Annotated in this window: 21 protein-coding genes and 1 pseudogene; 15 read left to right on the top strand and 7 right to left on the bottom strand. The window is 62.9% G+C overall.

The window, feature by feature from the left end; translation table 11 throughout:
- The first annotated feature begins 156 nt into the window (after positions 1-156).
- The 5 genes from ACYG9V_RS23895 (at position 157) to ACYG9V_RS23875 (ending at position 6,315) form a co-directional block, all read left to right on the top strand.
- On the top strand, positions 157-1,452 hold the full coding sequence (locus tag ACYG9V_RS23895) for an efflux RND transporter periplasmic adaptor subunit (RefSeq protein WP_352765626.1): 1,296 nt from the start codon (positions 157-159) through the stop codon (positions 1,450-1,452).
- Positions 1,449-4,610, top strand: coding sequence for an efflux RND transporter permease subunit (locus ACYG9V_RS23890; protein ID WP_352765624.1), 3,162 nt, complete (start codon positions 1,449-1,451; stop codon positions 4,608-4,610). The genes ACYG9V_RS23895 and ACYG9V_RS23890 overlap by 4 nt, the downstream gene beginning before the upstream one ends.
- A gap of 64 nt (positions 4,611-4,674) precedes the next feature.
- Positions 4,675-5,298 (top strand): nitrile hydratase subunit alpha, encoded by a 624-nt coding sequence (gene nthA / locus ACYG9V_RS23885; protein WP_352765622.1) that lies wholly within the window; start codon positions 4,675-4,677, stop codon positions 5,296-5,298.
- Complete coding sequence (gene nthB / locus ACYG9V_RS23880; protein ID WP_352765621.1) at positions 5,295-5,954, top strand: nitrile hydratase subunit beta; 660 nt, start codon at positions 5,295-5,297, stop codon at positions 5,952-5,954. The genes nthA and nthB overlap by 4 nt, the downstream gene beginning before the upstream one ends.
- On the top strand, positions 5,941-6,315 hold the full coding sequence (locus ACYG9V_RS23875; RefSeq protein ID WP_023725319.1) for a nitrile hydratase accessory protein: 375 nt from the start codon (positions 5,941-5,943) through the stop codon (positions 6,313-6,315). Before nthB ends, ACYG9V_RS23875 begins: the two co-directional genes overlap by 14 nt.
- 41 nt (positions 6,316-6,356) lie before the next feature.
- Here ACYG9V_RS23875 and ACYG9V_RS23870 read toward each other — a convergent pair whose 3' ends face one another.
- A complete protein-coding gene (locus tag ACYG9V_RS23870; protein ID WP_023714736.1) occupies positions 6,357-6,659 on the bottom strand; it encodes a hypothetical protein in 303 nt (100 codons plus the stop codon).
- A gap of 242 nt (positions 6,660-6,901) precedes the next feature.
- Here ACYG9V_RS23870 and ACYG9V_RS23865 point away from each other — a divergent pair, with 242 nt between their 5' ends.
- Entirely contained in the window at positions 6,902-8,029 is a 1,128-nt protein-coding gene (locus ACYG9V_RS23865) for an ATP-dependent DNA helicase (protein ID WP_023682070.1), read from the top strand.
- A gap of 34 nt (positions 8,030-8,063) precedes the next feature.
- Here the strand turns inward: ACYG9V_RS23865 and ACYG9V_RS23860 are convergent, their stop codons facing one another.
- The gene (locus tag ACYG9V_RS23860) at positions 8,064-8,483 is read right to left on the bottom strand and encodes a SpoIIAA family protein (protein WP_023682069.1); all 420 of its coding nucleotides are present in this window, start codon (positions 8,481-8,483) and stop codon (positions 8,064-8,066) included.
- A 112-nt stretch (positions 8,484-8,595) separates the two neighbouring features.
- Between ACYG9V_RS23860 and ACYG9V_RS23855 the strand changes: the two genes are divergently transcribed.
- The 4 genes from ACYG9V_RS23855 to ACYG9V_RS23840 all read left to right on the top strand — a co-directional run bounded on the left by ACYG9V_RS23855 (position 8,596) and on the right by ACYG9V_RS23840 (position 14,463).
- Positions 8,596-9,336, top strand: a complete 741-nt coding sequence (locus ACYG9V_RS23855) for a pyridoxine 5'-phosphate synthase (RefSeq protein WP_023668363.1) — start codon at positions 8,596-8,598, stop codon at positions 9,334-9,336.
- A 32-nt stretch (positions 9,337-9,368) separates the two neighbouring features.
- Positions 9,369-11,327: a potassium transporter Kup gene (locus ACYG9V_RS23850; RefSeq protein ID WP_460222022.1), complete on the top strand. Its 1,959-nt coding sequence runs from the start codon at positions 9,369-9,371 to the stop codon at positions 11,325-11,327.
- A 139-nt stretch (positions 11,328-11,466) separates the two neighbouring features.
- Entirely contained in the window at positions 11,467-13,386 is a 1,920-nt protein-coding gene (locus ACYG9V_RS23845) for a potassium transporter Kup (protein WP_460222021.1), read from the top strand.
- 36 nt (positions 13,387-13,422) lie between these two features.
- Positions 13,423-14,463 carry an SDR family oxidoreductase gene (locus tag ACYG9V_RS23840; RefSeq protein WP_023668370.1) on the top strand — a complete coding sequence of 347 codons (1,041 nt, stop codon included), beginning with the start codon at positions 13,423-13,425 and terminating at the stop codon, positions 14,461-14,463.
- Positions 14,464-14,513: 50 nt separating this feature from the next.
- Here the strand turns inward: ACYG9V_RS23840 and ACYG9V_RS23835 are convergent, their stop codons facing one another.
- Positions 14,514-15,404: an SDR family oxidoreductase gene (locus ACYG9V_RS23835; RefSeq protein WP_023685166.1), complete on the bottom strand. Its 891-nt coding sequence runs from the start codon at positions 15,402-15,404 to the stop codon at positions 14,514-14,516.
- Positions 15,405-15,542: 138 nt separating this feature from the next.
- On the opposite strand from ACYG9V_RS23835, the gene ACYG9V_RS23830 reads away from it, so the two are divergent.
- Together ACYG9V_RS23830 and ACYG9V_RS23825 are read left to right on the top strand one after the other, a co-directional pair.
- On the top strand, positions 15,543-15,950 hold the full coding sequence (locus ACYG9V_RS23830) for a winged helix-turn-helix transcriptional regulator (protein ID WP_023668372.1): 408 nt from the start codon (positions 15,543-15,545) through the stop codon (positions 15,948-15,950).
- Positions 15,951-16,025: 75 nt separating this feature from the next.
- Positions 16,026-17,261 (top strand): annotated as a pseudogene (locus tag ACYG9V_RS23825) (FAD-dependent oxidoreductase); the annotation flags it as partial.
- Here the strand turns inward: ACYG9V_RS23825 and ACYG9V_RS23820 are convergent.
- Together ACYG9V_RS23820 and ACYG9V_RS23815 are read right to left on the bottom strand one after the other, a co-directional pair.
- Positions 17,224-17,964: a glutathione S-transferase family protein gene (locus ACYG9V_RS23820; RefSeq protein ID WP_023746878.1), complete on the bottom strand. Its 741-nt coding sequence runs from the start codon at positions 17,962-17,964 to the stop codon at positions 17,224-17,226. The pseudogene ACYG9V_RS23825 and the gene ACYG9V_RS23820 overlap by 38 nt on opposite strands.
- Position 17,965: 1 nt before the next feature.
- Positions 17,966-18,271, bottom strand: a complete 306-nt coding sequence (locus ACYG9V_RS23815) for a Rieske (2Fe-2S) protein (protein WP_023668375.1) — start codon at positions 18,269-18,271, stop codon at positions 17,966-17,968.
- Positions 18,272-18,366: 95 nt separating this feature from the next.
- On the opposite strand from ACYG9V_RS23815, the gene ACYG9V_RS23810 reads away from it, so the two are divergent.
- From ACYG9V_RS23810 to ilvC, 3 genes are all read left to right on the top strand, one after another.
- The gene (locus ACYG9V_RS23810) at positions 18,367-18,825 is read left to right on the top strand and encodes a MarR family winged helix-turn-helix transcriptional regulator (RefSeq protein ID WP_023685168.1); all 459 of its coding nucleotides are present in this window, start codon (positions 18,367-18,369) and stop codon (positions 18,823-18,825) included.
- Positions 18,826-18,982: 157 nt separating this feature from the next.
- Entirely contained in the window at positions 18,983-19,633 is a 651-nt protein-coding gene (locus ACYG9V_RS23805; protein WP_460222075.1) for a TetR/AcrR family transcriptional regulator, read from the top strand.
- Positions 19,634-19,656: 23 nt separating this feature from the next.
- Positions 19,657-20,676 carry a ketol-acid reductoisomerase gene (ilvC, locus tag ACYG9V_RS23800; RefSeq protein WP_013531065.1) on the top strand — a complete coding sequence of 340 codons (1,020 nt, stop codon included), beginning with the start codon at positions 19,657-19,659 and terminating at the stop codon, positions 20,674-20,676.
- Between the two features lie 81 nt (positions 20,677-20,757).
- On the opposite strand, the gene ACYG9V_RS23795 is transcribed toward ilvC, so the two are convergent.
- Both ACYG9V_RS23795 and ACYG9V_RS23790 read right to left on the bottom strand, forming a co-directional pair.
- Positions 20,758-21,042 (bottom strand): PilZ domain-containing protein, encoded by a 285-nt coding sequence (locus ACYG9V_RS23795; protein ID WP_023685169.1) that lies wholly within the window; start codon positions 21,040-21,042, stop codon positions 20,758-20,760.
- A gap of 169 nt (positions 21,043-21,211) precedes the next feature.
- Positions 21,212-21,790, bottom strand: coding sequence for a BA14K family protein (locus ACYG9V_RS23790; protein ID WP_023685170.1), 579 nt, complete (start codon positions 21,788-21,790; stop codon positions 21,212-21,214).
- Positions 21,791-21,905: the final 115 nt, after the last annotated feature.

Below are 21,905 nucleotides of genomic sequence, written 5' to 3'. Positions count from 1 at the left end.
TTGTGCAGTGCACATTAAATCTTCGTAATGCCGTGTTTTGGCCCTTTTCCGACAAATGTGCGTCCTATCTACTTCGGCGAGATCGCGGCAAGGCGCCGTGATTGCGTAGAATGAGACCACCGGGTTCGGCGTGTCGGATCATAGGGCTTTTAGTCGATGCGCGGTAAAGTCGTTCTGGCGGTGGTGGTGGCAGCGGCCTGTGTCGCCGCGGCATGGGTCTATTTTTCGCCGGCGGCGATGAGCAGTCTGCAGCAGATGCTGCCGGGCGCCAGGCAGACGGCAGCGGCGGACAAGCCGGCTGGATCGGACAAGGCTTCGGCCGACAAGGCAGGGGGCAAATCCGGCGCCGGCGGCAATGCCGCCCGTTCGGCCTCGATCGTCTCGGCCACCGCGACAACGGCCGATTTTCCGATCCGCCGTTACGCCATCGGCTTCGTGTCGTCGCCGGCCGTGGTCAACATCAACGCCCGCGTGTCCAGCCAGATCGTATCGATCGACGTCAGGGACGGCCAGATGGTGAAGGCCGGCGACCTGCTGTTCTCGCTCGACGACAGGGCGCTCAAGGCGCAGCTTGCCAAGGATCAGGCGACGCTCGCCAAGGACCAGGCGCTGCTAACCAGTTCGGGCTCCGACCTTCAGCGCGCCAAGGATCTCGTCGCCAAGCAGGCCGGCACGCAGCAGACTTACGATCAGGCGGTGGCGGCGCAAAAGGCTGCCGCGGCGACGGTCGATGCCGACAAGGCGACGATCGACGCCGACAATGTCCAGCTCGGCTTTGCCAGCATCAAGGCGCCGATTGCCGGCCGGCTGGGCGCGGTCAACGTTTCGGTCGGTGACCTCGTCACCTTGAGCAACGGCAACTCGAGCACGGCCACGCCGCTGGTGACGATCACCGAGATGGATCCGCTGCAAGTCAACTTCAACCTGCCGGAGAGCAACCTGGCGCTGCTGCACAAGGCGCTGGCCAACCCGCAGCAAGGCGCGGTGACGCTGACCAAGGATGGCGATCCGATGCCGATCGGCAAGGGCACGCTCGACTTCGTCGATTCCAGCGTCGACACCGCGTCCGGTACGATCGCGACACGGGCGAGCATTCCCAATGCCGATCTTTCACTGTGGCCCGGCCAATATGTGAATGTCGTGCTCGACGCCGGCATCATGCCGCAGATGACATCCATCCCGACCGTTGCCGTGCAACCCAGCCAGAAGGGGCCATTCGTCTATGTCGTCAAGCCCGACAACACGGTCGAGATGCGGCCTGTGCAGGTGGCGCTGACCGAAGGCGAAAACAGCGCCATCAGCGAGGGCGTCAAGTCAGGCGAGAAGGTTGTCGTCGAGGGCCAAACCAGGCTGAAGGACGGCGCCAGCGTGCATGAAGGCAAGGCGGCCGGCGGTGACCAGGCCGCGCCCAAGGTCGCCGAAGCGGCTAAGGCCGGTGGGGCCGCCCAATGATTTCCGAATTCTGCATAAGAAGGCCTGTCGCGACGCTGCTGATGTCGTTCGCCCTCGTGCTGGGCGGGCTGTTTGCCTACAAGTTCCTGCCGGTGGCGGCGCTGCCGAGCGCCGAATTCCCGGTCGTCAACGTCTCGGCCAACCTGGCCGGCGCGTCACCCGAAACCATGGCGACATCGGTGGCGACGCCGCTGATCAAGCAGTTCGCCACCATTGCCGGCATCGATTCGATCTCAACCAGCAATTCGCTGGGACGCACGTCCATTGCCATCCAGTTCGTGCTCAACCGGGATATCGACGCGGCGGCCGCCGATGTGCAGGCGGCGATCGCGCGCACGCAGCGGCAGTTGCCGCCGGAGATGACGTCGCCGCCGAGTTATCGCAAGGTCAATCCGGCCGACGCGCCGATCCTTCTGATGTCGCTGGTCAGCGACACGGTTCCGCTCACCGACCTCGACGCCTTCGCCGAAAATGTCATCTCGCCGTCTCTGTCGACCATCGACGGCGTGGCGCAGGTGTCGATCTTCGGCCAGCAGAAATATGCGGTGCGCGTGCAGATCGACCCGACGGCGCTGGCGGCGCGCGGCATTTCGATCGACCAGCTGCAGACGGCAATCGCGTCGGCCAACTCCAACACGCCGCTCGGCGTCTTGCAGAACGACAAGCAGCAGCTGACCATCACGGCCAATACGCAGCTCACCGATGCCGCCGGGTTCTCCAACCTCATCATCGCCACCAAGAACGGCCATCCGGTGCGGCTGGGCGAGGTGACGCGCGTCATCGACTCGGTCGAGACCACGACGACTGCAAGCTGGTATGACGGCACGCGCGCCATCATCCTGGCGGTGCAGCGCCAGCCCGACGCCAACACGGTCGACGTCGTCGACAAGGTCAAGGCGATGCTGCCGTCGTTCAGGGATCAGATGCCGGCCGCAGCCGACATAAAGCTGCTCAACGACCGCTCGACCTCGATCCGCCAGGCCGTCGACGACGTCCAGTTCACGCTGCTTCTGACCATCGCTTTGGTGGTGATGGTGATCTTCGTCTTCCTGCGCCGGGTGACTGCAACCATCATTCCGGCCGTGGCGGTGCCGATCTCGTTGATCGCGACGCTCGGCGCCATGTTCCTGTTCGGCTTCTCCATCGACAACATCTCGCTGATGGGCCTGACGCTCGCAGTCGGCCTCGTCGTCGACGACGCCATCGTCATGCTGGAAAACATCTTTCGCCACATGGAGGAGGACGGTCTCTCGGCCTTCGATGCCTCGCTGAAGGGCGCGCGCGAAATCGGCTTCACCATCATCTCGATCTCGATCTCGCTGGTGGCGGTGTTCATCCCCGTGCTTCTAATGGGCGGCGTCATCGGCCGCATCTTCAACGAATTCGCCGTCGTGGTGACGGTCGCCATCCTGGCTTCGATGTTCGTGTCGCTGACACTGACGCCAATGCTGTGTTCGCGCTTGCTGTCGGTGACCAAGGCCGATCGCGACAAGCATGCCCCCGGCCACAAGCAGGATATCGTCACCCGCGGCTATGACCGGCTTTTGACCTTCTGCCTGCGCCACACTTTTCTGGTGTTCCTCGTCTTCGCCGGCACGGCGGCAGGGTCGGTCTGGCTGATCGAGGTCTCGCCGAAAGGCTTTTTCCCGCAAGAGGATATCGGCCAGATCTCGGTTACGACGATCGCCAGGCAGGACATCTCCTACGACGCCATGGTCAAGCTGCAGAACCAGGCGGCAAGTGTCTTCTCGCATTCGCCCTATGTCTCGCATGTCGCCTGGTCAGCCGGCGGCGGCAACAATGCGCTGAACCAGGGCCAGCTCTATGTGCAGCTGAAGGACAAGAGCCAGCGCCCCGACATCGACAAGGTGCTGTCGGATCTGCGGCGGCAACTGGCCACTGTGCCGGGGATCGATGCCTATATGCAGCCGGTGCAGAACCTGCGGCTTGGCGCGCGTTCTTCCGCCAGCGCCTACCAGCTCGTCGTTCAGGGCCTCGATACCGGCTTGACCGACACATGGGCGCAAAAGCTCGACGATGCGATGGCGGCCGATCATGCGAATTTCACCGACGTCACCAGCGATTTGCAGAACAATTCATTGCAGGCGACGCTGGTGGTCGATCGCGACAAGGCGGCCTCGCTCGGCATCGACACCGACACGCTGCGCTCCAGTCTCTATGGCGGCTTCGGCACGGAGCAGGTCTCGACGATCTTCGGCTCGGCCGACAGCTACGAAGTCATCATGGAGCTCGATCCCAACATCGAATGGTCGCCCGAGCGCATGCTGGCCATCCAGGTCAGGACGGCAAGCGGCAGCCTGGTGCCGCTCGGCGCCTTTGCCCGCGTCGACCGCACCGCCGGCGCGCTGACGGTCAACCAGCTCGGCCAGCTGCCGGCGGTGACCATCTCCTACAACCTGCCGCAAGGCGTGGCGCTGGGCGACAGCACGGCCCGCATCGCCGCGCTGAAGGAGCAGATCGGCATGCCGCCGGCGATTTCGACCAGCTTTGCCGGCACCGCCAAGACCTTCCAGGATTCGCTGGCCAATCAGGGCCTGCTGATCGGCGGCGCCGTTCTGACCATCTATATCGTACTCGGCATCCTCTATGAGAGCTTTATCCATCCGCTGACCATTCTGACCGGCCTGCCTTCGGCGGTGCTGGGCGCGGTGGTCGCGCTGCGCTTTGCCGGCATGGACCTGTCGGTGATCGCGGTGATCGGCATCCTGATGCTGATCGGCATCGTCAAGAAGAACGGCATCATGATGGTCGACGTCGCGCTGGAGCTGCGACGAGAAGGCATGTCGGCCAAGGAGTCCATACACAAGGCGTGCCTGATGCGTTTCAGGCCGATCATGATGACGACGTTGGCGGCGCTGATGGGCACGTTCCCGATCGCGCTCGGCACCGGCGCCAGTGCTGAGCTGCGCCAGCCGCTCGGTGTCGCGGTCGTCGGCGGGCTGCTCGCTTCCCAGGCGCTGACGCTGTTCGTCACCCCTGTCATCTATGTCTATTTCGAGAATTTCTCCGGCTGGCTGGTGAGCTTCTTCTCTTCGAAAAAGAACAGGCCGGAGCTGCATGCGGTCGAGAGCGGCGAGCAGGCCTCGCTGTTCGGTCCCGAGGATCGGCTCCAGCCGCAAAGGGCCGCCGCCGAATAGGTGATAGCCCGTGGCCCAAGCTGTCATGCTTGCGGCCGCGTGCCGCCGATCCTAATCTGAGGTCATGTCCCATGATCATGACCACGACAATGAGCTCGACCCGTTTGCGGCGCGCGTGCGCGCGCTGGAGACCATCCTCACCGAAAAAGGCCTGATCGATCCGGCCGCAATCGACGTCATCGTCGACACCTATGAGACCAAGATCGGACCCCGCAACGGCGCCAGGGTGGTGGCGAAAGCCTGGAGCGATCCGGCCTATGCCGAGTGGCTGAAGCGCGATGCGACGGGAGCGATCGCGTCGCTGAGCTATAGCGGCCGCCAGGGCGAGCACATGCAGGCGGTGTTCAACACGGACGAGACGCACAACCTCGTCGTCTGCACGCTGTGCTCCTGCTATCCGTGGTCGGTGCTTGGGCTGCCGCCGGTCTGGTACAAGGCGCCGCCCTATCGCTCGCGGGCGGTGATCGATCCCCGCGGCGTGCTCGAAGAGTTCGGGCTGACCTTGCCGGCGGAGAAAAACATCCGCGTCTGGGATTCGACTGCCGAACTGCGCTATCTCGTGGTGCCGATGCGGCCTGGCGGTACCGAAGGCTGGAGTGAGGACCAACTCGCCGAACTGGTCAGCCGCGATGCGATGATCGGCACGGCGGTGGCCAAGGAACCCGGGACAAAGAAGGTACCGGCATGAACGGGCCGCAGGATCTCGGTGGGCAGATGGGTTTCGGGCCGGTCGCGCCCGAAAAGGACGAACCGTATTTTCATGCGGATTGGGAGAGGCGGGCGCTCGGCGTGACGCTGACTGCCGGCGCCATGGGCGCGTGGAACATCGACGAGAGCCGGCACGCCAGGGAATCGCTGCATCCGGCCGTCTATTATTCCTCAAGCTACTACCAGATATGGATCAAAGCGCTCGAGGTGCTGCTGAAGCGCCATGGCTTCGTCAGCGAGCGCGATCTGACGGAAGGTCGGGCGGTCGATCCGGCGGCGACGCCCAAAAGGGTGTTGAAGGCCGAAAACGTGCCGGCGGTACTGGCCAAGGGCAGTCCCTGCGACCGGCCGGTCGAGACGGCGCCGCGCTTCAAGGCCGGCGACCCGGTGCGGACAAGGAATTTCAATCCCACCGGCCACACAAGGCTGCCGCGTTATGCGCGCGGCAAGCACGGAGTTGTCGAGGCCGTGCGTGACGGTTTTGTGTTCCCCGACAGCAACGCACATGGCAACGGTGAAAACCCGCAATGGGTCTATACCGTGGTCTTCGATGGCTCGGAAATCTGGGGCGAGGGCGCCGACTCGACGCTGACCGTCTCGATCGATGCTTGGGAGAGCTATCTTGAGCCGGCCTGAAGGTGCATTGCCGGCGGGTCTGGACGAACCGGTATTCGCCGAACCCTGGCAGGCCGAAGCCTTCGCCATGACGGTGGCGCTGCATGACAAGGGCCTGTTTTCGTGGAGCGAATGGGCCGATGCGCTGTCGGCGCAAGTGAAGAAGCCGGGCGCCGCAAGCGACGGCCACGATTATTACGAGCATTGGCTGGCTGCGCTGGAGACGCTGCTGGCGGCCAAGGGCGTCGCGGGAAAAAGTGACGTCGACACGCTCGCCGCCGCCTGGGAACGCGCCGCGCATGCAACCCCGCACGGCAAGCCGATTTTGTTGGAGAACGATCCCGGGCCGACCAGAGGTAGCGGCGGCGGCGCGAACATATAGTCCGCCTGTGGTTGGTGTTTGAAATCTGGCGGCCGATGCAACTAATTTTCGACGACCATGCCTTCGTCGTCCCCATAGACAAACGCCTCAACGACGGCGAAGCGGCCACGGTTTTTGGAAATGGCGACGAAGTCGTTGTCAGCCAAGTGGAGGATCACTTGCTCGTCGCTGATGGTAACACGTTCTATGGTTCTGGCATTTTCGTCACTCAGACAGGCCGTGACCTCGGTATATATCGCGAACCCTGCGTCATCCGACAAGGAGACAACGATGCCATAACCAGGTTCGCCGATTTCGATCTTCTTTATCGACTTTCCGATCAGCCTGTCTGCGAACGACCTCATCAATATCCTCGCTTATAGGTGTCTGCGCCGATCTGCATCTCGATCATGTCCGTGATAGTGGCATTGCCCGATCTAGGTTCAAATGCCTGAATTCAAATCGTTCGTTATCCGCTTGCATGTTCACTTTACGTTCGCATTTGCGCCTGCTAGTTTGTCCCGTTGAAGGTGAGGCAATCCCATCGTTTTAAGCGGTGGTTGGCACCAAGCTTGTCTTTCTCTCGCGAATCCGGTCTGTCGAATCGATGGAATTCTCTCCCCAACAGGACGAGGCTCTGAAAGCGGTCGCGCGCTGGCTCAAGGAGGGCCGGCCGCAGGTCTTCCGGCTGTTCGGCTATGCCGGCACCGGCAAGACCACGCTGGCGCGCTATTTTGCCGAGCATGTCGACGGGCAGGTGCAGTTTGCCGCCTTCACCGGCAAGGCGGCGCAGGTGCTGCGTTCCAAGGGCGCGGTCAATGCCCGCACCATCCATTCGCTGATCTACCGGCCGAAGGGCGAGGAATCGGTGTCGGACGAGGTGACCGGCAAGACCTCGATGTCGCCGACCTTCTCGCTCAACCGGCAAAGCCCTATTTCACGGGCGAAGCTGGTGGTCATCGACGAATGCTCGATGGTCGACGAGCAGCTTGGCCGCGACCTTCTGAGTTTTGGCACGCCGATCCTGGTGCTTGGCGATCCGGCGCAGCTGCCGCCGATCTCGGGCGGCGGCTTTTTCACCGAGCATGAGCCGGATGTGCTCTTGACCGAAATCCATCGCCAGGCGCGCGACAATCCGATCATCCAGCTGGCGCTCGACGTGCGCGAGGGCCGCGAGTTCATGCGCGGCGACTACGGCAGCGCGCAGGTCATCGGCAAGGAGGACGTCACCCAGGAGTTGGTGCTGAAGGCGGACCAGGTGTTGGTCGGCACCAACCGAACACGCCGCCGCTACAATCAGCGCCTGCGCGAGCTGAAGGGTTTCAATGCCGATTATCCGCAGGCCGGAGACAAGCTGGTCTGCCTGCGCAACGACCCCGCCAAGGGCCTGCTCAACGGTTCGCTGTGGAAGGTGATGACCTCGTCGCGCGAGACGGTGAAGCCGGGCATCAACCTTCTGGTCTCGCCCGAGGAGGACGATCCCGACCGCGGCGTCGCCAAGATCAAGCTGCTCAAGTCGGCTTTCGAGGATCCGGACGCCGATATCCCCTGGCAGCAGAAGAAGCGCTTTGACGATTTCGACTATGGCTACGCGCTGACCGTGCACAAGGCGCAGGGTTCGCAGTGGAACGACGTCGTGCTGTTCGACGAGAGCTGGGCGTTCAAGGAAACCCGCCAGCGCTGGCTTTATACCGCCATCACGCGGGCGGCAGAGCGGCTGACGATTGTTAGATAACTGGCGTTGGATAGCTGGCGTTAGATAGCCGGCGTCAGGTAGCAGCCGGCGCAGCAGGGCTGAGTGGCGTCGCACCCAGCCATTGCCAGGCATCCGCTTCGTCCTCGGCCGCGAAGTGCCTGAACTCGATGGGTGGCGAAGCCGGAAGGAAGTTCCGCGCATCCGCTATCCAGTCGGGCTCACCGATCGTCGCGCACCGGGCGATATGCTCTAGCGCATGAACCGTACCTTGTTTCAGCGTCTCGTCGTCCATATCGATCCAGTCGACGCCCTCATGGTCGACCAGCCGCACCAAGACGTCGATCCTCGGGTGCAGCGCGTAGGCAGCCTCCAGCAATCCGAACAGATTTTCGCCGTCGGCTGCCGATACATGGCCGACGACGTCAATGGCGAAAAGGTCCTCACGGTCGGTTTCGAGGCGGCGGATCGCGGGCACGGATTGGAGAAAATTCATTGGCTGGGTTCCCCCTTGCGAGCAGATGTCATCACTGGAACACCCGAAAGCCCCTGTCTGTTCCCATCAAAGGCAGTATAGATGCGCTGCACAAACAGCCGGACCTCACACCATGCCCGCGAAACTCTCGGTCAATCTCAACGCCATCGCCATGCTGCGCAACCGCCGCAACCTGCCGTGGCCCAGCGTCACCGGGCTCGGCCGCCTGGCGTTGGCGGCCGGCGCGCACGGGCTGACGGTTCATCCGCGGCCCGACGAGCGCCACACCAGGCATTCCGACCTGCCGGAGATCCGGGCGCTGATCGACGACGAGTTTCCCAAGGCGGAATTCAACATCGAGGGCTACCCGACCGAGGATTTTCTGGCGCTTGTGGAAAGGCATCAGCCGGAGCAGGTGACGCTCGTGCCCGACGATCCGGCGCAGGCGACATCGGACCATGGCTGGAACTTTGCCGCCGAGGCGGCGTTCCTTAACCCGATCGTCAAGCGTCTGAAAAAAGGGGGCTTCCGCGTGTCGCTGTTTTCCGATCCGGATCCCACCGGCGTCAATGCCGCGCGCGACACCGGCGCCGACCGCATCGAGCTCTATACCGGGCCCTACGGCAGCTACCATTCCGATTCCGCCAAGGCGCGGAAGGAGCTGGAAAGATTGGGGAAAACCGCGGATGCCGCACTCGCCGCCGGGCTCCAGGTCAATGCCGGGCACGATCTGGTGGTGAACAACCTTCCGGCATTGGCAAAGCGCATTCCGGCATTGGCCGAAGTGTCTATCGGACACGGGTTGACAGCCGATGCGTTGGAGTATGGCATGGCCGGCACGGTGGGGCGGTTTCTGAAGGCTTGCGGTTGGTAGCGGTGGAAGGCTCGTGTCGAAGGTGATATCGCATGACAGCAAGCAAGGCGCACCGCACGATATCGGGGAGTAGTCGATGGCTCTTTCCAGCATCGGTCAGCGAGGCTGAACCCGTCGAACAACCGAACCACTCCCACACTGAACAGCACAGCACCAAAGTTCTGATGCTGGGCGCGCTTGGCGTCGTCTATGGCGATATCGGCACCAGCCCGATCTATGCCTTCCGCGAGGCGCTTCACGCTTCGCCTGGTACCGACACGCGCATAGATGTCCTGGGCGTGCTGTCGCTGATCGTCTGGGCGCTGACGATTATCGTCACCATAAAATACGTCGCTTTCGTGCTTCGCGCCGACAACAAGGGCGAGGGCGGCACGCTGTCCCTGATGGCGCTGGCGCGCAGCGCCTATCCAAAAGGCGCCAAGCTTATCCTCGGCATCGGACTTTGCGGGGCGTCGCTTTTTTTCGGAGACGCTATCATAACTCCGGCCATTTCCGTGCTGTCGGCAGTTGAGGGCCTGGAAGTGGTGACACCGACGCTGGAGGCCTATGTCGTTCCGATCACCTTGGTCATCCTGGCATTTCTGTTCTCCGTGCAGCGCTTCGGCACGGGGAAGGTGGCGGCAGTATTCGGGCCGGTGACGGCGCTATGGTTCCTGGCCATCGGCGTTTCCGGGCTCTACCACCTGATGGATGATCCTTCGGTGCTGTTGGCGATCAACCCGTACTATGCGATCGCCTACTTAGCCGGCACGCCGACCGCCGCTTTCGTGACCGTTGGTGCAGTGTTCCTGGCGGTAACGGGGGCCGAGGCGCTTTATGTCGACCTTGGACATTTCGGGCGCAAGCCGATCGTGCTCGCGTGGTTTTCCGTGGTGTTTCCTTGCCTGCTGCTCAACTACTTCGGCCAGGGCGCCTTTGTATTGGCGAATGGCGGCAGGCCGACCAATCCATTCTTCGAGATGTTGCCGGATTGGGCGCTGATGCCAATGGTCGGCTTGGCAACGGCCGCCACCGTGATCGCCAGTCAGGCGGTGATCTCGGGTGCTTTTTCGCTGGCACGTCAGGCAGTGCAACTCAACCTGCTGCCCCGCATCGAGGTGCAGCACACGTCCGAAATGCAGAGCGGCCAGATTTATATGCCGCGCGTCAACCTGCTCATCGCCCTGGGAGTGATGCTGCTGGTTGTCGGCTTCGGCAGCTCGAGTTCGCTGGCTTCCGCTTACGGAATTTCGGTAACCGGCGAGATGCTGATGACAACCATTCTGCTGTTCGTTGTCATGCGCAATTTGTGGAAATGGCAGCTTGGGCTCGCCCTGGCATTGGCGCTGCTGTTCGGCACCATCGACATGGGTTTCTTCCTGGCGAATGTCGTCAAGATCGTGGAAGGCGGATGGGTGTCAATATCCGTTGCCTGCCTCATGGGGCTGATCATGACCACCTGGATACGCGGCAGCCGCTATCTGTTCGACAAGACCCGGCGCAACGAAATCCCGCTCGATTTCCTCGCCGGCAATCTGTTGAAGAAGAAGCCGCAGCTGGTGTCCGGCACCGCCGTGTTCCTGACCAGCGATCCGCAAAGCGCGCCGACAGCGCTGATGCACAGCCTGAAGCACTACAAGGTGTTGCACGAGCAGAACGTCATTCTGTCGGTGGTCACCGCACCGCAGCCGCTGGTGCCCGACAGCGAGCGGGTCAAGATGGAGACAGTCAACGAGTTGTTCATGCGGGTGACGCTGACCTTCGGCTATATGGAGCAGCCCAACATTCCGCGCGCGCTGGCGATCTGCCGCAAGCAGGGCTGGAAGTTCGACATCATGACGACTTCGTTCTTCCTGTCGCGGCGCTCGCTCAAGGCATCGCCCAATTCCGGCATGCCGGTGTGGCAGGACAAGCTGTTCATCGGGCTCGCCCGCTCGGCGGCCGATGCGACGGAGTATTTCCAGATCCCGACCGGACGTGTGGTCGAGATCGGCACGCAGGTGGCGATCTAGGTTCCGGCAGCCTTTGACGCCACGCACCGGTCATTGCGGGGCAAGCCCTGCGCTGGGAACATGGTAGCCCTACCGTCACGGCACTTGATATTGCATCGCAGCAAGCGTAGAGCACCGCGCGCTTATCGGAGTGTCGTCCATGGCCCTTACCAATGCTGGTATTGAGGCAGAACCCGTCGAACAATCGAGCCATCCCGAAATCGAACAGCACAGCACCAAAGTTCTGATGCTGGGCGCGCTCGGCGTGGTCTATGGCGACATCGGCACCAGCCCGATCTACGCCTTCCGGGAAGCGCTTGTTGCGTCCTCCGGCGGCGAAATCGCCGAGCGCGGCGATATTCTGGGCGTGCTGTCGCTGATCATCTGGTCGTTGACGATTATCGTCACCATCAAATACATCATGTTTGTGCTCAGAGCCGACAACCGAGGCGAGGGCGGCGTGCTGTCGCTGATGGCGCTGGCGCGCGGCAGTTTCCCGACCCGCTCGGCGATCATCCTGGCCATCGGTATTGTCGGCGCGTCATTGTTCTTCGGTGACGCCGTCATCACGCCGGCAATCTCGGTGCTTTCGGCGGTTGAAGGCATGAATGTCGTTACCCCGACCTTCCAGCCCTACGTCGTGCCGCTGACGCTGGTCATCCTTGCGATCCTGTTTTCGGTGCAGCGCTTCGGGACCGGCGGTGTGGCGCTGATCTTCGGGCCGATCACGGCGGTCTGGTTCCTGGCTATCGGTCTTTCGGGCTTGAACCACATCATCGCCGATCCCGAAATCCTGTGGGCGGTCAGCCCGCACTACATCGTCGCCTTCCTGATCAATTCGCCCGATGTCGCCTTCGTCACCATCGGCGCCATCTTCCTCGCCGTCACCGGCGCCGAAGCGCTTTATGCCGATCTCGGCCATTTCGGCCGCAAGCCCATCGTGCTCGCCTGGCTGGCCATCGTGTTTCCCTGCCTGCTGCTAAACTATGCCGGGCAGGGCGCTTTCGTGCTGGCGAAGAACGGTCACGTCGGCCATCCATTCTTCGAGATGAACGAAGGCTGGACGCTGATCCCGATGGTGGTATTGGCAACCGCGGCGACGGTCATCGCCAGCCAGGCGGTCATATCGGGCGCCTTCTCGCTGACCAGGCAGGCGGTGCAGCTCAATATGCTGCCGCGCCTCGAAATCCTGCACACGTCGGAACGGCAGTCGGGCCAGATCTACATGCCGCGCGTCAATGTTTTGCTGGCGTTGGCGGTGATGTTGCTGGTCGTCGGTTTCGGCGAATTGAGCAAGCTCGCCTCCGCCTATGGCATCTCGGTGACCGGCAACATGTTGGTGACGACGGTGCTGCTGTTCGTCGTCATGACCCGCATCTGGAAATGGCGGCTGTGGGTGGCGGTCGCCATGACGGCGCTGTTCGGCTTCATCGACATCGGCTTCTTCGCCTCCAACATCGTGAAGGTGTTCGAGGGCGGCTGGGCGTCGCTTGCGGTGGCCTTCACCATCGTTCTGGCGATGTGGACCTGGCTGCGCGGCAGCCGCTATCTGTTCGACAAGACCCGGCGCAACGAAATCCCGCTCGATTTCCTCGCCGGCAATCTGCTGAAGAAGAAGCCGCAGCTGGTGTCCGGCACCGCCGTGTTCCTGACCAGCGATCCGCAAAGCGCGCCGACAGCGCTGATGCACAGCCTGAAGCACTACAAGGTGCTGCACGAGCAGAACGTCATTCTGTCGGTGGTCACCGCACCGCAGCCGCTGGTGCCCGACAGCGAGCGGGTCAAGATGGAGACAGTCAACGAGTTGTTCATGCGGGTGACGCTGACCTTCGGCTATATGGAGCAGCCCAACATTCCGCGCGCGCTGGCGATCTGCCGCAAGCAGGGCTGGAAGTTCGACATCATGACGACGTCGTTCTTCCTGTCGCGGCGCTCGCTCAAAGCATCGCCCAATTCCGGCATGCCGGTGTGGCAGGACAAGCTGTTCATCGGGCTCGCCCGCTCGGCGGCCGATGCGACGGAGTATTTCCAGATCCCGACCGGACGTGTGGTCGAGATCGGCACGCAGGTGGCGATCTAAGGGGTCTCGAAGGGATAAATCGTCGAGGAGGCTAATATGAGCGGCGAATTGGTGCTGGTCACCGGCGGGTCCGGCTTCCTCGGCGCTCACTGCATCCTCGAACTGTTGAAGGCCGGCTACCGCGTCCGCACCTCCGTGCGATCGGCCAGGCGCGAAGCCGATGTGCTCGCCATGCTCAAGGCAGGTGGCACGGAGCCCGGTGACGCCCTTTCATTCGCCCATGCCGATCTGATGGCCGACGCAGGCTGGCCGGCGGCGGTGGCCGGCTGCGATTACGTGCTGCATGTCGCATCGCCTTTTCCGCCCGGCGTGCCCACGCATGAGGATGACCTGATCCTTCCGGCGCGCGAGGGCGCGTTGCGCGTGCTGCGGGCGGCGCGGGATGCCGGGGTCAGGCGCGTCGTGCTCACCTCATCCTTCGCGGCCGTCGGCTATGGCAAGATGCGCGCGGATGGGCAGCCTTTCAACGAGGAAAACTGGACCGATCCGGCAGGCAAGGTCAGCGCCTATGTGAAGTCCAAGACGCTCGCCGAGCGCGCGGCCTGGGATTTCATCGCCGAGCAGGGCGGCGCGCTGGAGCTTGCGGTCGTCAATCCCGTTGGCATCTTTGGACCGGTGCTCGGCGCGGACCATTCGACCTCGACCGAATTTGTCCAGCGCATGCTGAACGGCGCCGTGCCTGGGCTGCCGCGCCTGTCCTTCGGCGTCGTCGACGCGCGCGACGTGGCGGATCTGCATGTTCGCGCCATGACCCACCCCGCCGCCAAGGGCGAACGGTTCCTCGCTGTCGCCGGCGATTTCATGACAGTGCGCGAGATCGCGCAGACCCTGAAGACGCGGCTCGGGCCGGCGGCGTCGCGCGTCTCGACGCGGGAGTTTCCCGATTGGCTGGTGCGCATCATCGGGCTGTTCAATCCGGAAGCGGCACAACTCGCAACGGAACTGGGCAAGATCAAGAACGCCACCAACGCCAAGGCGGTGCGCGTGCTCGGCTGGGCGCCACGCTCGCGCGAAGATGCGTTGACTGCCACGGGCGAAAGCCTGATCCGGCTGGGACTGGTCAAGCGACGTAAGTAATTGTGCGGGAGGCCGAACCTTAAGGGCTCGGCGTCCCGCAACGGCAGCTTTCAGCCGGCCAGTGCAGCCTTGTTCGTCTCCAGAAACTGCTTCAGCGGCACCGACTTTCGGCCGGAGAGTTTTTCGACCGCGTCGGTCACCATGCCGAGGTCACCGGCGCGGGCGGCGGCGTCGAATGAAACCAGCACCTTGGCGAAGGGTTCAGGCAGGCCGGCCGACTTCATTCCCTCGGTCAGGGCTTCGTCGGAAAGCTGGATGACCTTGATCGGCTTGCTGGTGACCTCGGTGACCAACGCCGCCACTTCGGCAGCCGTATACGCACTGGGGCCGGTGAGCGTGTAAGTCGCGCTTTCGCTGCTGTCCGAGGCGAGCCCCGCTGCGATCGCCGCCGCGAAATCGTCGCGCGTGCCGTAGGAAATGGCGCCGTCGCCGGCGGAGGTGTACCAATGACCCGACGCCAGAACCTGCGGCAACGCCATGAACAGGTTCTCGTTATACCAGCCGTTGCGGAATATCGTGTAGGGGATCCCGCTCGCCTTGATCGCCTGTTCGGTGTCGTAGTGGTCGGGCGCGAAAACAACCGGCGAACCAGGCTCGGGGTTGGGCATCGAGGTGTACAGCAGGTGGCCGACGCCAGCCTGTTTGGCCGCCGTCACCGCCGCAAGCTGCTGCTCGCGCCGCTTCCCCTGTACCTCAAGTTCGTTGGTCGAGATGACGAGTGCCCGGTCGGCTCCCGCGAAGGCCTCGGCAAGCGATTGCGGGTCGTTGAAGTCAGCGGCTCTGACGACGACGCCGCGCACCGCCAGATCGGCAAGGTTGGCGGGTGTACGGGTGGTGGCGATGATGCGGTTTGCGGGGACCTTTAATGTGTCCAGCAGGTGGTTGATGACGCCGCGGCCAAGCTGGCCGGAAGCGCCGGTGACGAGAAGGGTTGCGGTCATGGGGGATCCTGAAATTGCGCCGGGTGGCGGGTGCTTCTGACAGTCTCAAAAAGAGACCAGCACTAAAATAAGAATTGACCGGCCACCGTAAAGAAGGCAGTTTTTAGGGAGGTAGGCACCGCCAGGGAACCAGCAGCCATGGACGGCAAGGTCGTCAATCTGAGAACCAAGCTCAATATATTCAAAGCCACCAGCGATGGCGCAAACATTGCCGATTGCCCGGTTCGCGACGTGATGCAGGGCGTGAACGGCAAATGGAGTTCGCTGCTGATGGCGGCGCTCGCAGAGCAGCCCTATCGTTTCGGCGAGTTGCGGCGCCTGGTGCCCGACATCTCGCAGCGCATGCTCACTCAGACGCTCCACGATCTGCAGCGCGACGGCTTTGTTCATCGCGAAGTGTTCCCGACCAAGCCGCCAAGCGTCGAATACAGCCTGACCGATCTCGGCCGTTCGATGTTCGGCGCCTTGCATCAATTGATCCTGTGGGCCGAACTCAACCATGGTGCGGTGCGCACGGCGCGCGCTTCCTTCGACGCCGGTGGCTGATATTTTGGTCCATGCAGCAAAGGCTTGATTTGACAATGGCGCTGAAGGATTGTCCGGCCAGTGGTTGGGCGGGCAATGGAAAAATCTCTCGACATCGCGATTGCGGGCGCCGGCCCGGCGGGGCTCGCCACCGCGCTCTATCTCAAGCGCGCGGGCCACAACGTCACCATCTTCGAACGTTTCGAGGAACCCAAGCCCGTCGGTTCCGGACTGATCCTGCAGCCGACCGGGCTGAGCGTGCTCGCCGATCTCGGCCTGCTCGACGACATTCTGGCGCTGGGGAGCCGCATCGAGCGTCTGCATGGCGCCGATGCCTCGACCGGCCGCACCGTGCTCGCCGTGCGCTACGATGCGCAGCCTGGCGGCCGTTTCGGGCTGGCGGTGCACCGGGCGGCATTGTTCAACGTGTTGTTTCGCGCCGCGCAGCGCCAAGGTATCGCCATCGAAACCAGTGTCGAGATCGAGGCGCTGGACGTCGGTGAGCGGGCGATCCTGATCTTCGACAAGAGCCGAACGGTGGGGGGCCGCAGGGCAGGGCCGTTCGACCTCGTGGTCGACGCCAGCGGCTCGCGTTCGAAGCTGCGCCGGTGCCTCAACGATCCGGCCCAGCCGCGGCAGCTCACTTACGGCGCGTTCTGGGCCTCGCTCGGCTGGCGCGAAGGCTTCGACGAAAATGCGCTGCTGCAGCGCTACGACAAGGCCAGCGTGATGATCGGCGTCCTGCCGATCGGCCGACCGGAGCCGGGCGGGGAAAAGATGGCGGCGTTCTTCTGGAGCCTGAAGCCGGCGGATGCCGAAAACGTGCGCGCGGCAGGGCTCGACGCCTGGAAGGCGAGACTGGTCTCGCTGTGGCCACAGTGCGAGGCGTTCACCAGCCAGATCGACAGCTTCGACCAGCTGTCGCTGGCGCGCTACGGCCACCACACGATGAAGCTGCCGGCCGGCCGCAGGCTGGCCGTCATCGGCGATGCCGCGCATTCGACCAGCCCGCAGCTCGGGCAAGGCGCCAACATGGCGCTGCTCGACGCGGCAGCACTCAGCCATGCCTTGGCACAAACGGGCAACGTCGAGGCAGCGCTGGAAAGCTACGCCCGGGCGCGGCGATGGCATGTCCGAATCTTCCAGCTGCTGTCGCTGGCGCTGACGCCGTTCTACCAGTCGGACGGCACGATGCTGCCCTTCTTCCGCGACAGGCTGGTGGCAACCATCGCAAAGGTGCCGCCACTGCCAAGCGTGCTCGCCTCGATGGTGGCCGGCACTTTGATCGATCCGTTCAGGCGGATCGGGCTAGAGGAGGTGCACTGGCCAGATCATCCGGCGAGATCAGGGTCGAGAGAAACGAATTTCTCGCACGCAGGAATAGACGCAGCCGCTGCGGATAGTCCGGCGCCACGGCACCCTTGATCGAGGCGCGTTCGCTCAACGCCTTGCGCCAGGCCTGGACCAATGGCTTGCCGTCCAGAATGCCGAAATTGCCGATCCGGTCGAAGGCGTCGAGATAGCGGAAGACCGGGCCGTAGACGGCATCGACGAGGCAAAAGCGCTGGCCGCTGAACCACGGTCCGGCCTGGTCGGCCAGTTCGTCCTCCAGACGATCGAACATGGCCGAAAGTGCCGTGGACTCTGCCAGGAAGGCGGCCTCCGTCGAAGCCGAGTAGAACCGGCCGATGGTGTTCAATGTCGCCGAGCCGAACTCGATCCAGGCGCGATGCCGGGCACGGGCGTAGGCGTCGGCCGGATGCAGAGGATTGGCTTGCGTCTCCTCGAGGAATTCGAGAATGACGGCGGATTCGAAGATCACCGTCTCCTCGCCATTTGCCTGGACGATCAGCAGCGGCACCTTGCCCAGCGGCGAGATCGCCTTGAACCAGTCCGGCTTGTTGGCGAGGTCGATGGTGACGCGTTCGAACGGCACGCCCTTCTCAGTCAGCGAGATCGCGGCGCGCTGGACATAGGGGCACAGATGATGGCTGACCAGAATGAGCTTGCCAGTCATTTCATTCTTCTCAGGCATGTCACTCTCCCCAGACATAGTTCAACGCGCCGTCCTCTACGCGCGTCGACAGGAACATCAGTCGCGACGCTTTTGGCGCCGGACCTTCAAGCCGATCGCCGCTTTCCATATCGAAGGCGGCACCGTGCCATTGGCAGACCAGCTTGCCGTCCTTGCAGTCGAGCGGCCCGCCGAAATGCAGGCAGACATTGGCGGCGGCACGGACACGCTCGCCGCTGCGCCAGACATGGACCTCGCGGCCGAAGAACGGTGCGATCAGGCTGCCCGTCTGCGGGACGTCGGCGACTTTGCAGATTTCGTGTTTCATGGATTTTTCCCAGATTGATGCAATTGCATGCATATAGATGCATATGCATTGACCGTCAAGCTTGATGCAACTGCATCTACCGCCTAGGATGGGTCATGACCAAAACAACCACGCCTTCGCCCGAAGCCGTCAAGGCCTGGGCCCGCCTGATGCGGGTTTCGCGCCAGCTCATCGAAAAGGCGGAAGAGGCTTTGAAGACTAGCGGCTTGCCGCCGCTCGACTGGTATGACGTGCTGCATGAACTCGCCGAGGCGGGTGAGGGCGGGCTGCGGCCATTCCAGCTGACCGAGCGCACACTGTTTGCGCAGTATAACATCTCGCGGCTTCTGGCGCGCCTCGAGGCAGACGGACTGGTCGAGAAGCTCAGGGCTGCCGATGACGGCCGCGGCCAGACCATCCGCATCTCGGCCAAGGGCCGTCAGACGCGGCGATGGATGTGGGCTGTCTATGGACGGTCGATTGCGGAATTGGTCGGCGCAAAACTCTCCGCTGAGGAGCTGAAGATACTGGCGAGCCTGCTTGGAGAGTTGCGCCATCCGCCCGCCGATGATTGATCCGTCAGAATCTCGTGGTTTGCTCGGCGGCTCTCACGTCGACGATTTTTCTACCTGGCCCCTTGCGTCGAGCATAGGATTGCGCAATATGCCGAACCGTAACGTACGGTACGCCGTTTGAGGCGACCCGGCGACCTCATCGAATGGGCGGAAATTGTTGCAGGCAAGCGCCGACATCGATACCAGCGAAGTGCTGACAGAGCGGCAAAAGGCCGTCCTGGACGCGGCTTTGCGGCTGCTGGTCGAGGAGGGCGACAATCTGACCATGACGGCGGTGGCGCGCCGCGCCAGCTGCTCGAAGGAAACGCTCTACAAATGGTTCGGCGACCGCGACGGACTGCTGACGGCGACCGTGCAGTGGCAGGCATCGAAAGTGCGCGTGGTGCCGGTCGACGGTGAGCGGCTCGATCTTGCCTCGCTGACGGCAAGCCTGGAAGGCTTCGCCTCGGACTGGCTGAAGGTGATTTCGAGCGATACCTCGATCGCGCTGAACCGCGTCGCGGTCGGCCATGCCGGATCCGGAAAGGACGATCTCGGCGCCATCGTGCTGGAGAATGGCCGTTTCGCGCTGGCCAGACGGCTGAAGCCGGTGCTGCTTGCCGGCAAGCAGGCCGGGCTGCTCGACTTTACGGATGCCGAAATGGCGTTCCGGACCTTTTTCGGGCTGGTCGCCCGCGACGTGCAGATCCGTCTCCTGCTCGGCGACAGGCTGGAATTGACTGAAGCGGCGATCGGCGGCGATGCCGTCCGGGCAACGCAGCAGTTTCTCGCTCTTTATGGAGCAAAAACCGGGCCGCAAGGCCTCTAATCTCTACGGGAAGGAAGCAAAAGATGCGTGTCTATTACGATCGCGACGCCGATCTCAATCTGATCAAGGGCAAGAAGGTCGCCATCATCGGCTATGGCAGCCAAGGCCGGGCGCATGCGCTCAACCTCAAGGATTCGGGCGCCAAGGAAATCGCCATCGGCCTCAAGGCGGGATCGGCGACGGCCAAGAAGGTCGAGGCCGACGGGCTCAAGGTGATGAGCGTGGCGGACGCTGCCAAATGGGCCGATTTGATGATGATGGCGACGCCTGACGAATTGCAGGCCGACATCTACAAAAACGAAATCGCGCCAAACATTCGTGACGGCGCCGCGATTGCCTTCGCGCACGGCCTCAACGTGCATTTCGGCCTCATCGAGCCGAAGTCGACCGTCGATGTCGTCATGATCGCGCCGAAAGGCCCCGGCCACACGGTGCGCGGCGAATACCAGAAGGGCGGCGGCGTGCCGTGCCTGGTCGCCGTCAACCAGGATGCTTCCGGCAACGCGCTCGATCTCGCTCTGTCCTACGCCTGCGGCGTCGGCGGCGGCCGTTCGGGCATCATCGAGACCAATTTCCGCGAGGAATGCGAGACCGATCTGTTCGGCGAGCAGGTCGTGCTCTGCGGCGGCCTGGTCGAACTGATCCGCGCCGGTTTTGAGACGCTGGTGGAAGCCGGCTATGCGCCCGAAATGGCCTATTTCGAGTGCCTGCACGAGGTCAAGCTGATCGTCGACCTGATCTATGAAGGGGGCATCGCCAACATGAACTACTCGATCTCGAACACGGCCGAATGGGGCGAATATGTCTCTGGCCCGCGCATTATCACCGCCGAGACCAAGGCCGAGATGAAGCGCGTGCTGAAGGACATCCAGACCGGAAAATTCACCTCGGAGTGGATGCAGGAATACCGCGCCGGCATGTCGCGCTTCAAGGGCATCCGCCGCAACAATGACAGCCACCAGATCGAGGAAGTCGGCGCCAAGCTGCGCGCCATGATGCCCTGGATTTCCAAGAACAAGCTGGTCGACAAGGCCAAGAACTAACCCGCAGTCGTCGGGATTGGGAGCAAAGAGCCGGCGGAGCGATCCGCCGGCTTTTTCATGCCGGTTTATCGATCAGGATACTCAGCCATAGTGCCAATGCGGCTTCGGCTCGGTGCCGGTGAACTCGACGCCGATGCGGTCGTCGCGGCGCCAGCGCACGATGGCCTTGTAGCCGATGCCGTCGACCGGCACATAGAGCAGGAACTCGTCCGGCACGCGCGCGTCTATAGACACTTTCAGCTCGGCGCCGCCGGCGTGCATGTTGCGCACCGTGCACTTGACCTCGGAATTGGTGAGGCCGGTCAGAATCGTCGCGCCTTTCAGCACGCGCTGCCGGTGTTTGTTTCGCAATTCGTTGTCGGCCATGACGGCACGTCCTTCGCGACCGGATCGGCGCGATCGTCAGATGGGGCACGATATCACGGATAGGCTGAGCCGATAAACATATGGTTAGCGGTGACCGAGACCAGCCGTCTTTCCCAAATGAAAACGGCGCCGCGTTGGGGCGGCGCCGTCGTGTATTGTCGTTTATAGTTCAGCTGTAGGGCGACCAGCATTGCTGGCGCGGGCCACCATAGGGCTGGAACGTGTTGTCCCAGGCCCGGTAGGACCGATAGCGGTCGTAGCACCACTGTACATGGGCGCTGGACAGACGCTGCGTGCGGTAATAGCGGCGGGGCGCCGGCTGCACGTAATAGCCGTCATTGTAATAGCCGTTGTTGTAGTAGCCGTTGTTGTAGATGCTGCCGAGGCCGAGACCCAGGCCGAGGCCGAGAACTGCTGCGGCGCCGGTGTCAAAATCACGGCCGCGATGGTGGCGGTGATGGCGCCAGCGCCAGTTGTCGCCGCCGTTCCAGTTGCCGCCATTCCAGTTGCCTGACCGGGCAAAGCGACGGCCGTCGTGGCGGCGCCACTGCCAATCGTTGAAGGAGCGGCGGTCATTGCCGCCCGCCCAGCTGTCGCGAACCGGTGTGATGTCAGACAATGCGGTGCTTGCCGGCACCGACAAGTCCGGCTGCAGGATCGGGCCCGCGGCGGATGGCGCCGTGAGACCCGAGAAAAGACCGAGCGCTAACAGCCCGGATTTGACTGTGGACGAAAAGAGCGAGCTCATTGCACTCTCCAAGTGATACAGGCCCCACGCCCGGATACCCCAGGGAAGTGGCCTATTGATGGACCTTGGCGTCTGAACGGAGGATGAACAGAAAGGTTCCATCAGCCATGACGAG

Source organism: Mesorhizobium sp. W016 (assembly GCF_054719485.1).
Note: the sequence above shows the minus strand (reverse complement) of the source record. Positions and strands in the feature narration are given on the sequence as shown.

What these genes read in the sequence shown, in the direction of transcription:
- nthB (WP_352765621.1), top strand. Translation starts at nt 5,295, where the DNA reads ATGAACGGGCCGCAGGATCTCGGTGGGCAGATGGGTTTCGGGCCGGTC.
- ACYG9V_RS23855 (WP_023668363.1), top strand. Translation starts at nt 8,596, where the DNA reads ATGCCCGCGAAACTCTCGGTCAATCTCAACGCCATCGCCATGCTGCGC.
- ACYG9V_RS23895 (WP_352765626.1), top strand. Translation starts at nt 157, where the DNA reads ATGCGCGGTAAAGTCGTTCTGGCGGTGGTGGTGGCAGCGGCCTGTGTC.
- nthA (WP_352765622.1), top strand. Translation starts at nt 4,675, where the DNA reads ATGTCCCATGATCATGACCACGACAATGAGCTCGACCCGTTTGCGGCG.
- ilvC (WP_013531065.1), top strand. Translation starts at nt 19,657, where the DNA reads ATGCGTGTCTATTACGATCGCGACGCCGATCTCAATCTGATCAAGGGC.
- ACYG9V_RS23890 (WP_352765624.1), top strand. Translation starts at nt 1,449, where the DNA reads ATGATTTCCGAATTCTGCATAAGAAGGCCTGTCGCGACGCTGCTGATG.
- ACYG9V_RS23820 (WP_023746878.1), bottom strand. Translation starts at nt 17,964, where the DNA reads ATGCCTGAGAAGAATGAAATGACTGGCAAGCTCATTCTGGTCAGCCAT.
- ACYG9V_RS23835 (WP_023685166.1), bottom strand. Translation starts at nt 15,404, where the DNA reads ATGACCGCAACCCTTCTCGTCACCGGCGCTTCCGGCCAGCTTGGCCGC.
- ACYG9V_RS23790 (WP_023685170.1), bottom strand. Translation starts at nt 21,790, where the DNA reads ATGAGCTCGCTCTTTTCGTCCACAGTCAAATCCGGGCTGTTAGCGCTC.
- ACYG9V_RS23810 (WP_023685168.1), top strand. Translation starts at nt 18,367, where the DNA reads ATGACCAAAACAACCACGCCTTCGCCCGAAGCCGTCAAGGCCTGGGCC.
- ACYG9V_RS23795 (WP_023685169.1), bottom strand. Translation starts at nt 21,042, where the DNA reads ATGGCCGACAACGAATTGCGAAACAAACACCGGCAGCGCGTGCTGAAA.
- ACYG9V_RS23860 (WP_023682069.1), bottom strand. Translation starts at nt 8,483, where the DNA reads ATGAATTTTCTCCAATCCGTGCCCGCGATCCGCCGCCTCGAAACCGAC.
- ACYG9V_RS23865 (WP_023682070.1), top strand. Translation starts at nt 6,902, where the DNA reads ATGGAATTCTCTCCCCAACAGGACGAGGCTCTGAAAGCGGTCGCGCGC.
- ACYG9V_RS23845 (WP_460222021.1), top strand. Translation starts at nt 11,467, where the DNA reads ATGGCCCTTACCAATGCTGGTATTGAGGCAGAACCCGTCGAACAATCG.
- ACYG9V_RS23830 (WP_023668372.1), top strand. Translation starts at nt 15,543, where the DNA reads ATGGACGGCAAGGTCGTCAATCTGAGAACCAAGCTCAATATATTCAAA.
- ACYG9V_RS23840 (WP_023668370.1), top strand. Translation starts at nt 13,423, where the DNA reads ATGAGCGGCGAATTGGTGCTGGTCACCGGCGGGTCCGGCTTCCTCGGC.
- ACYG9V_RS23815 (WP_023668375.1), bottom strand. Translation starts at nt 18,271, where the DNA reads ATGAAACACGAAATCTGCAAAGTCGCCGACGTCCCGCAGACGGGCAGC.
- ACYG9V_RS23850 (WP_460222022.1), top strand. Translation starts at nt 9,369, where the DNA reads ATGACAGCAAGCAAGGCGCACCGCACGATATCGGGGAGTAGTCGATGG.
- ACYG9V_RS23870 (WP_023714736.1), bottom strand. Translation starts at nt 6,659, where the DNA reads ATGAGGTCGTTCGCAGACAGGCTGATCGGAAAGTCGATAAAGAAGATC.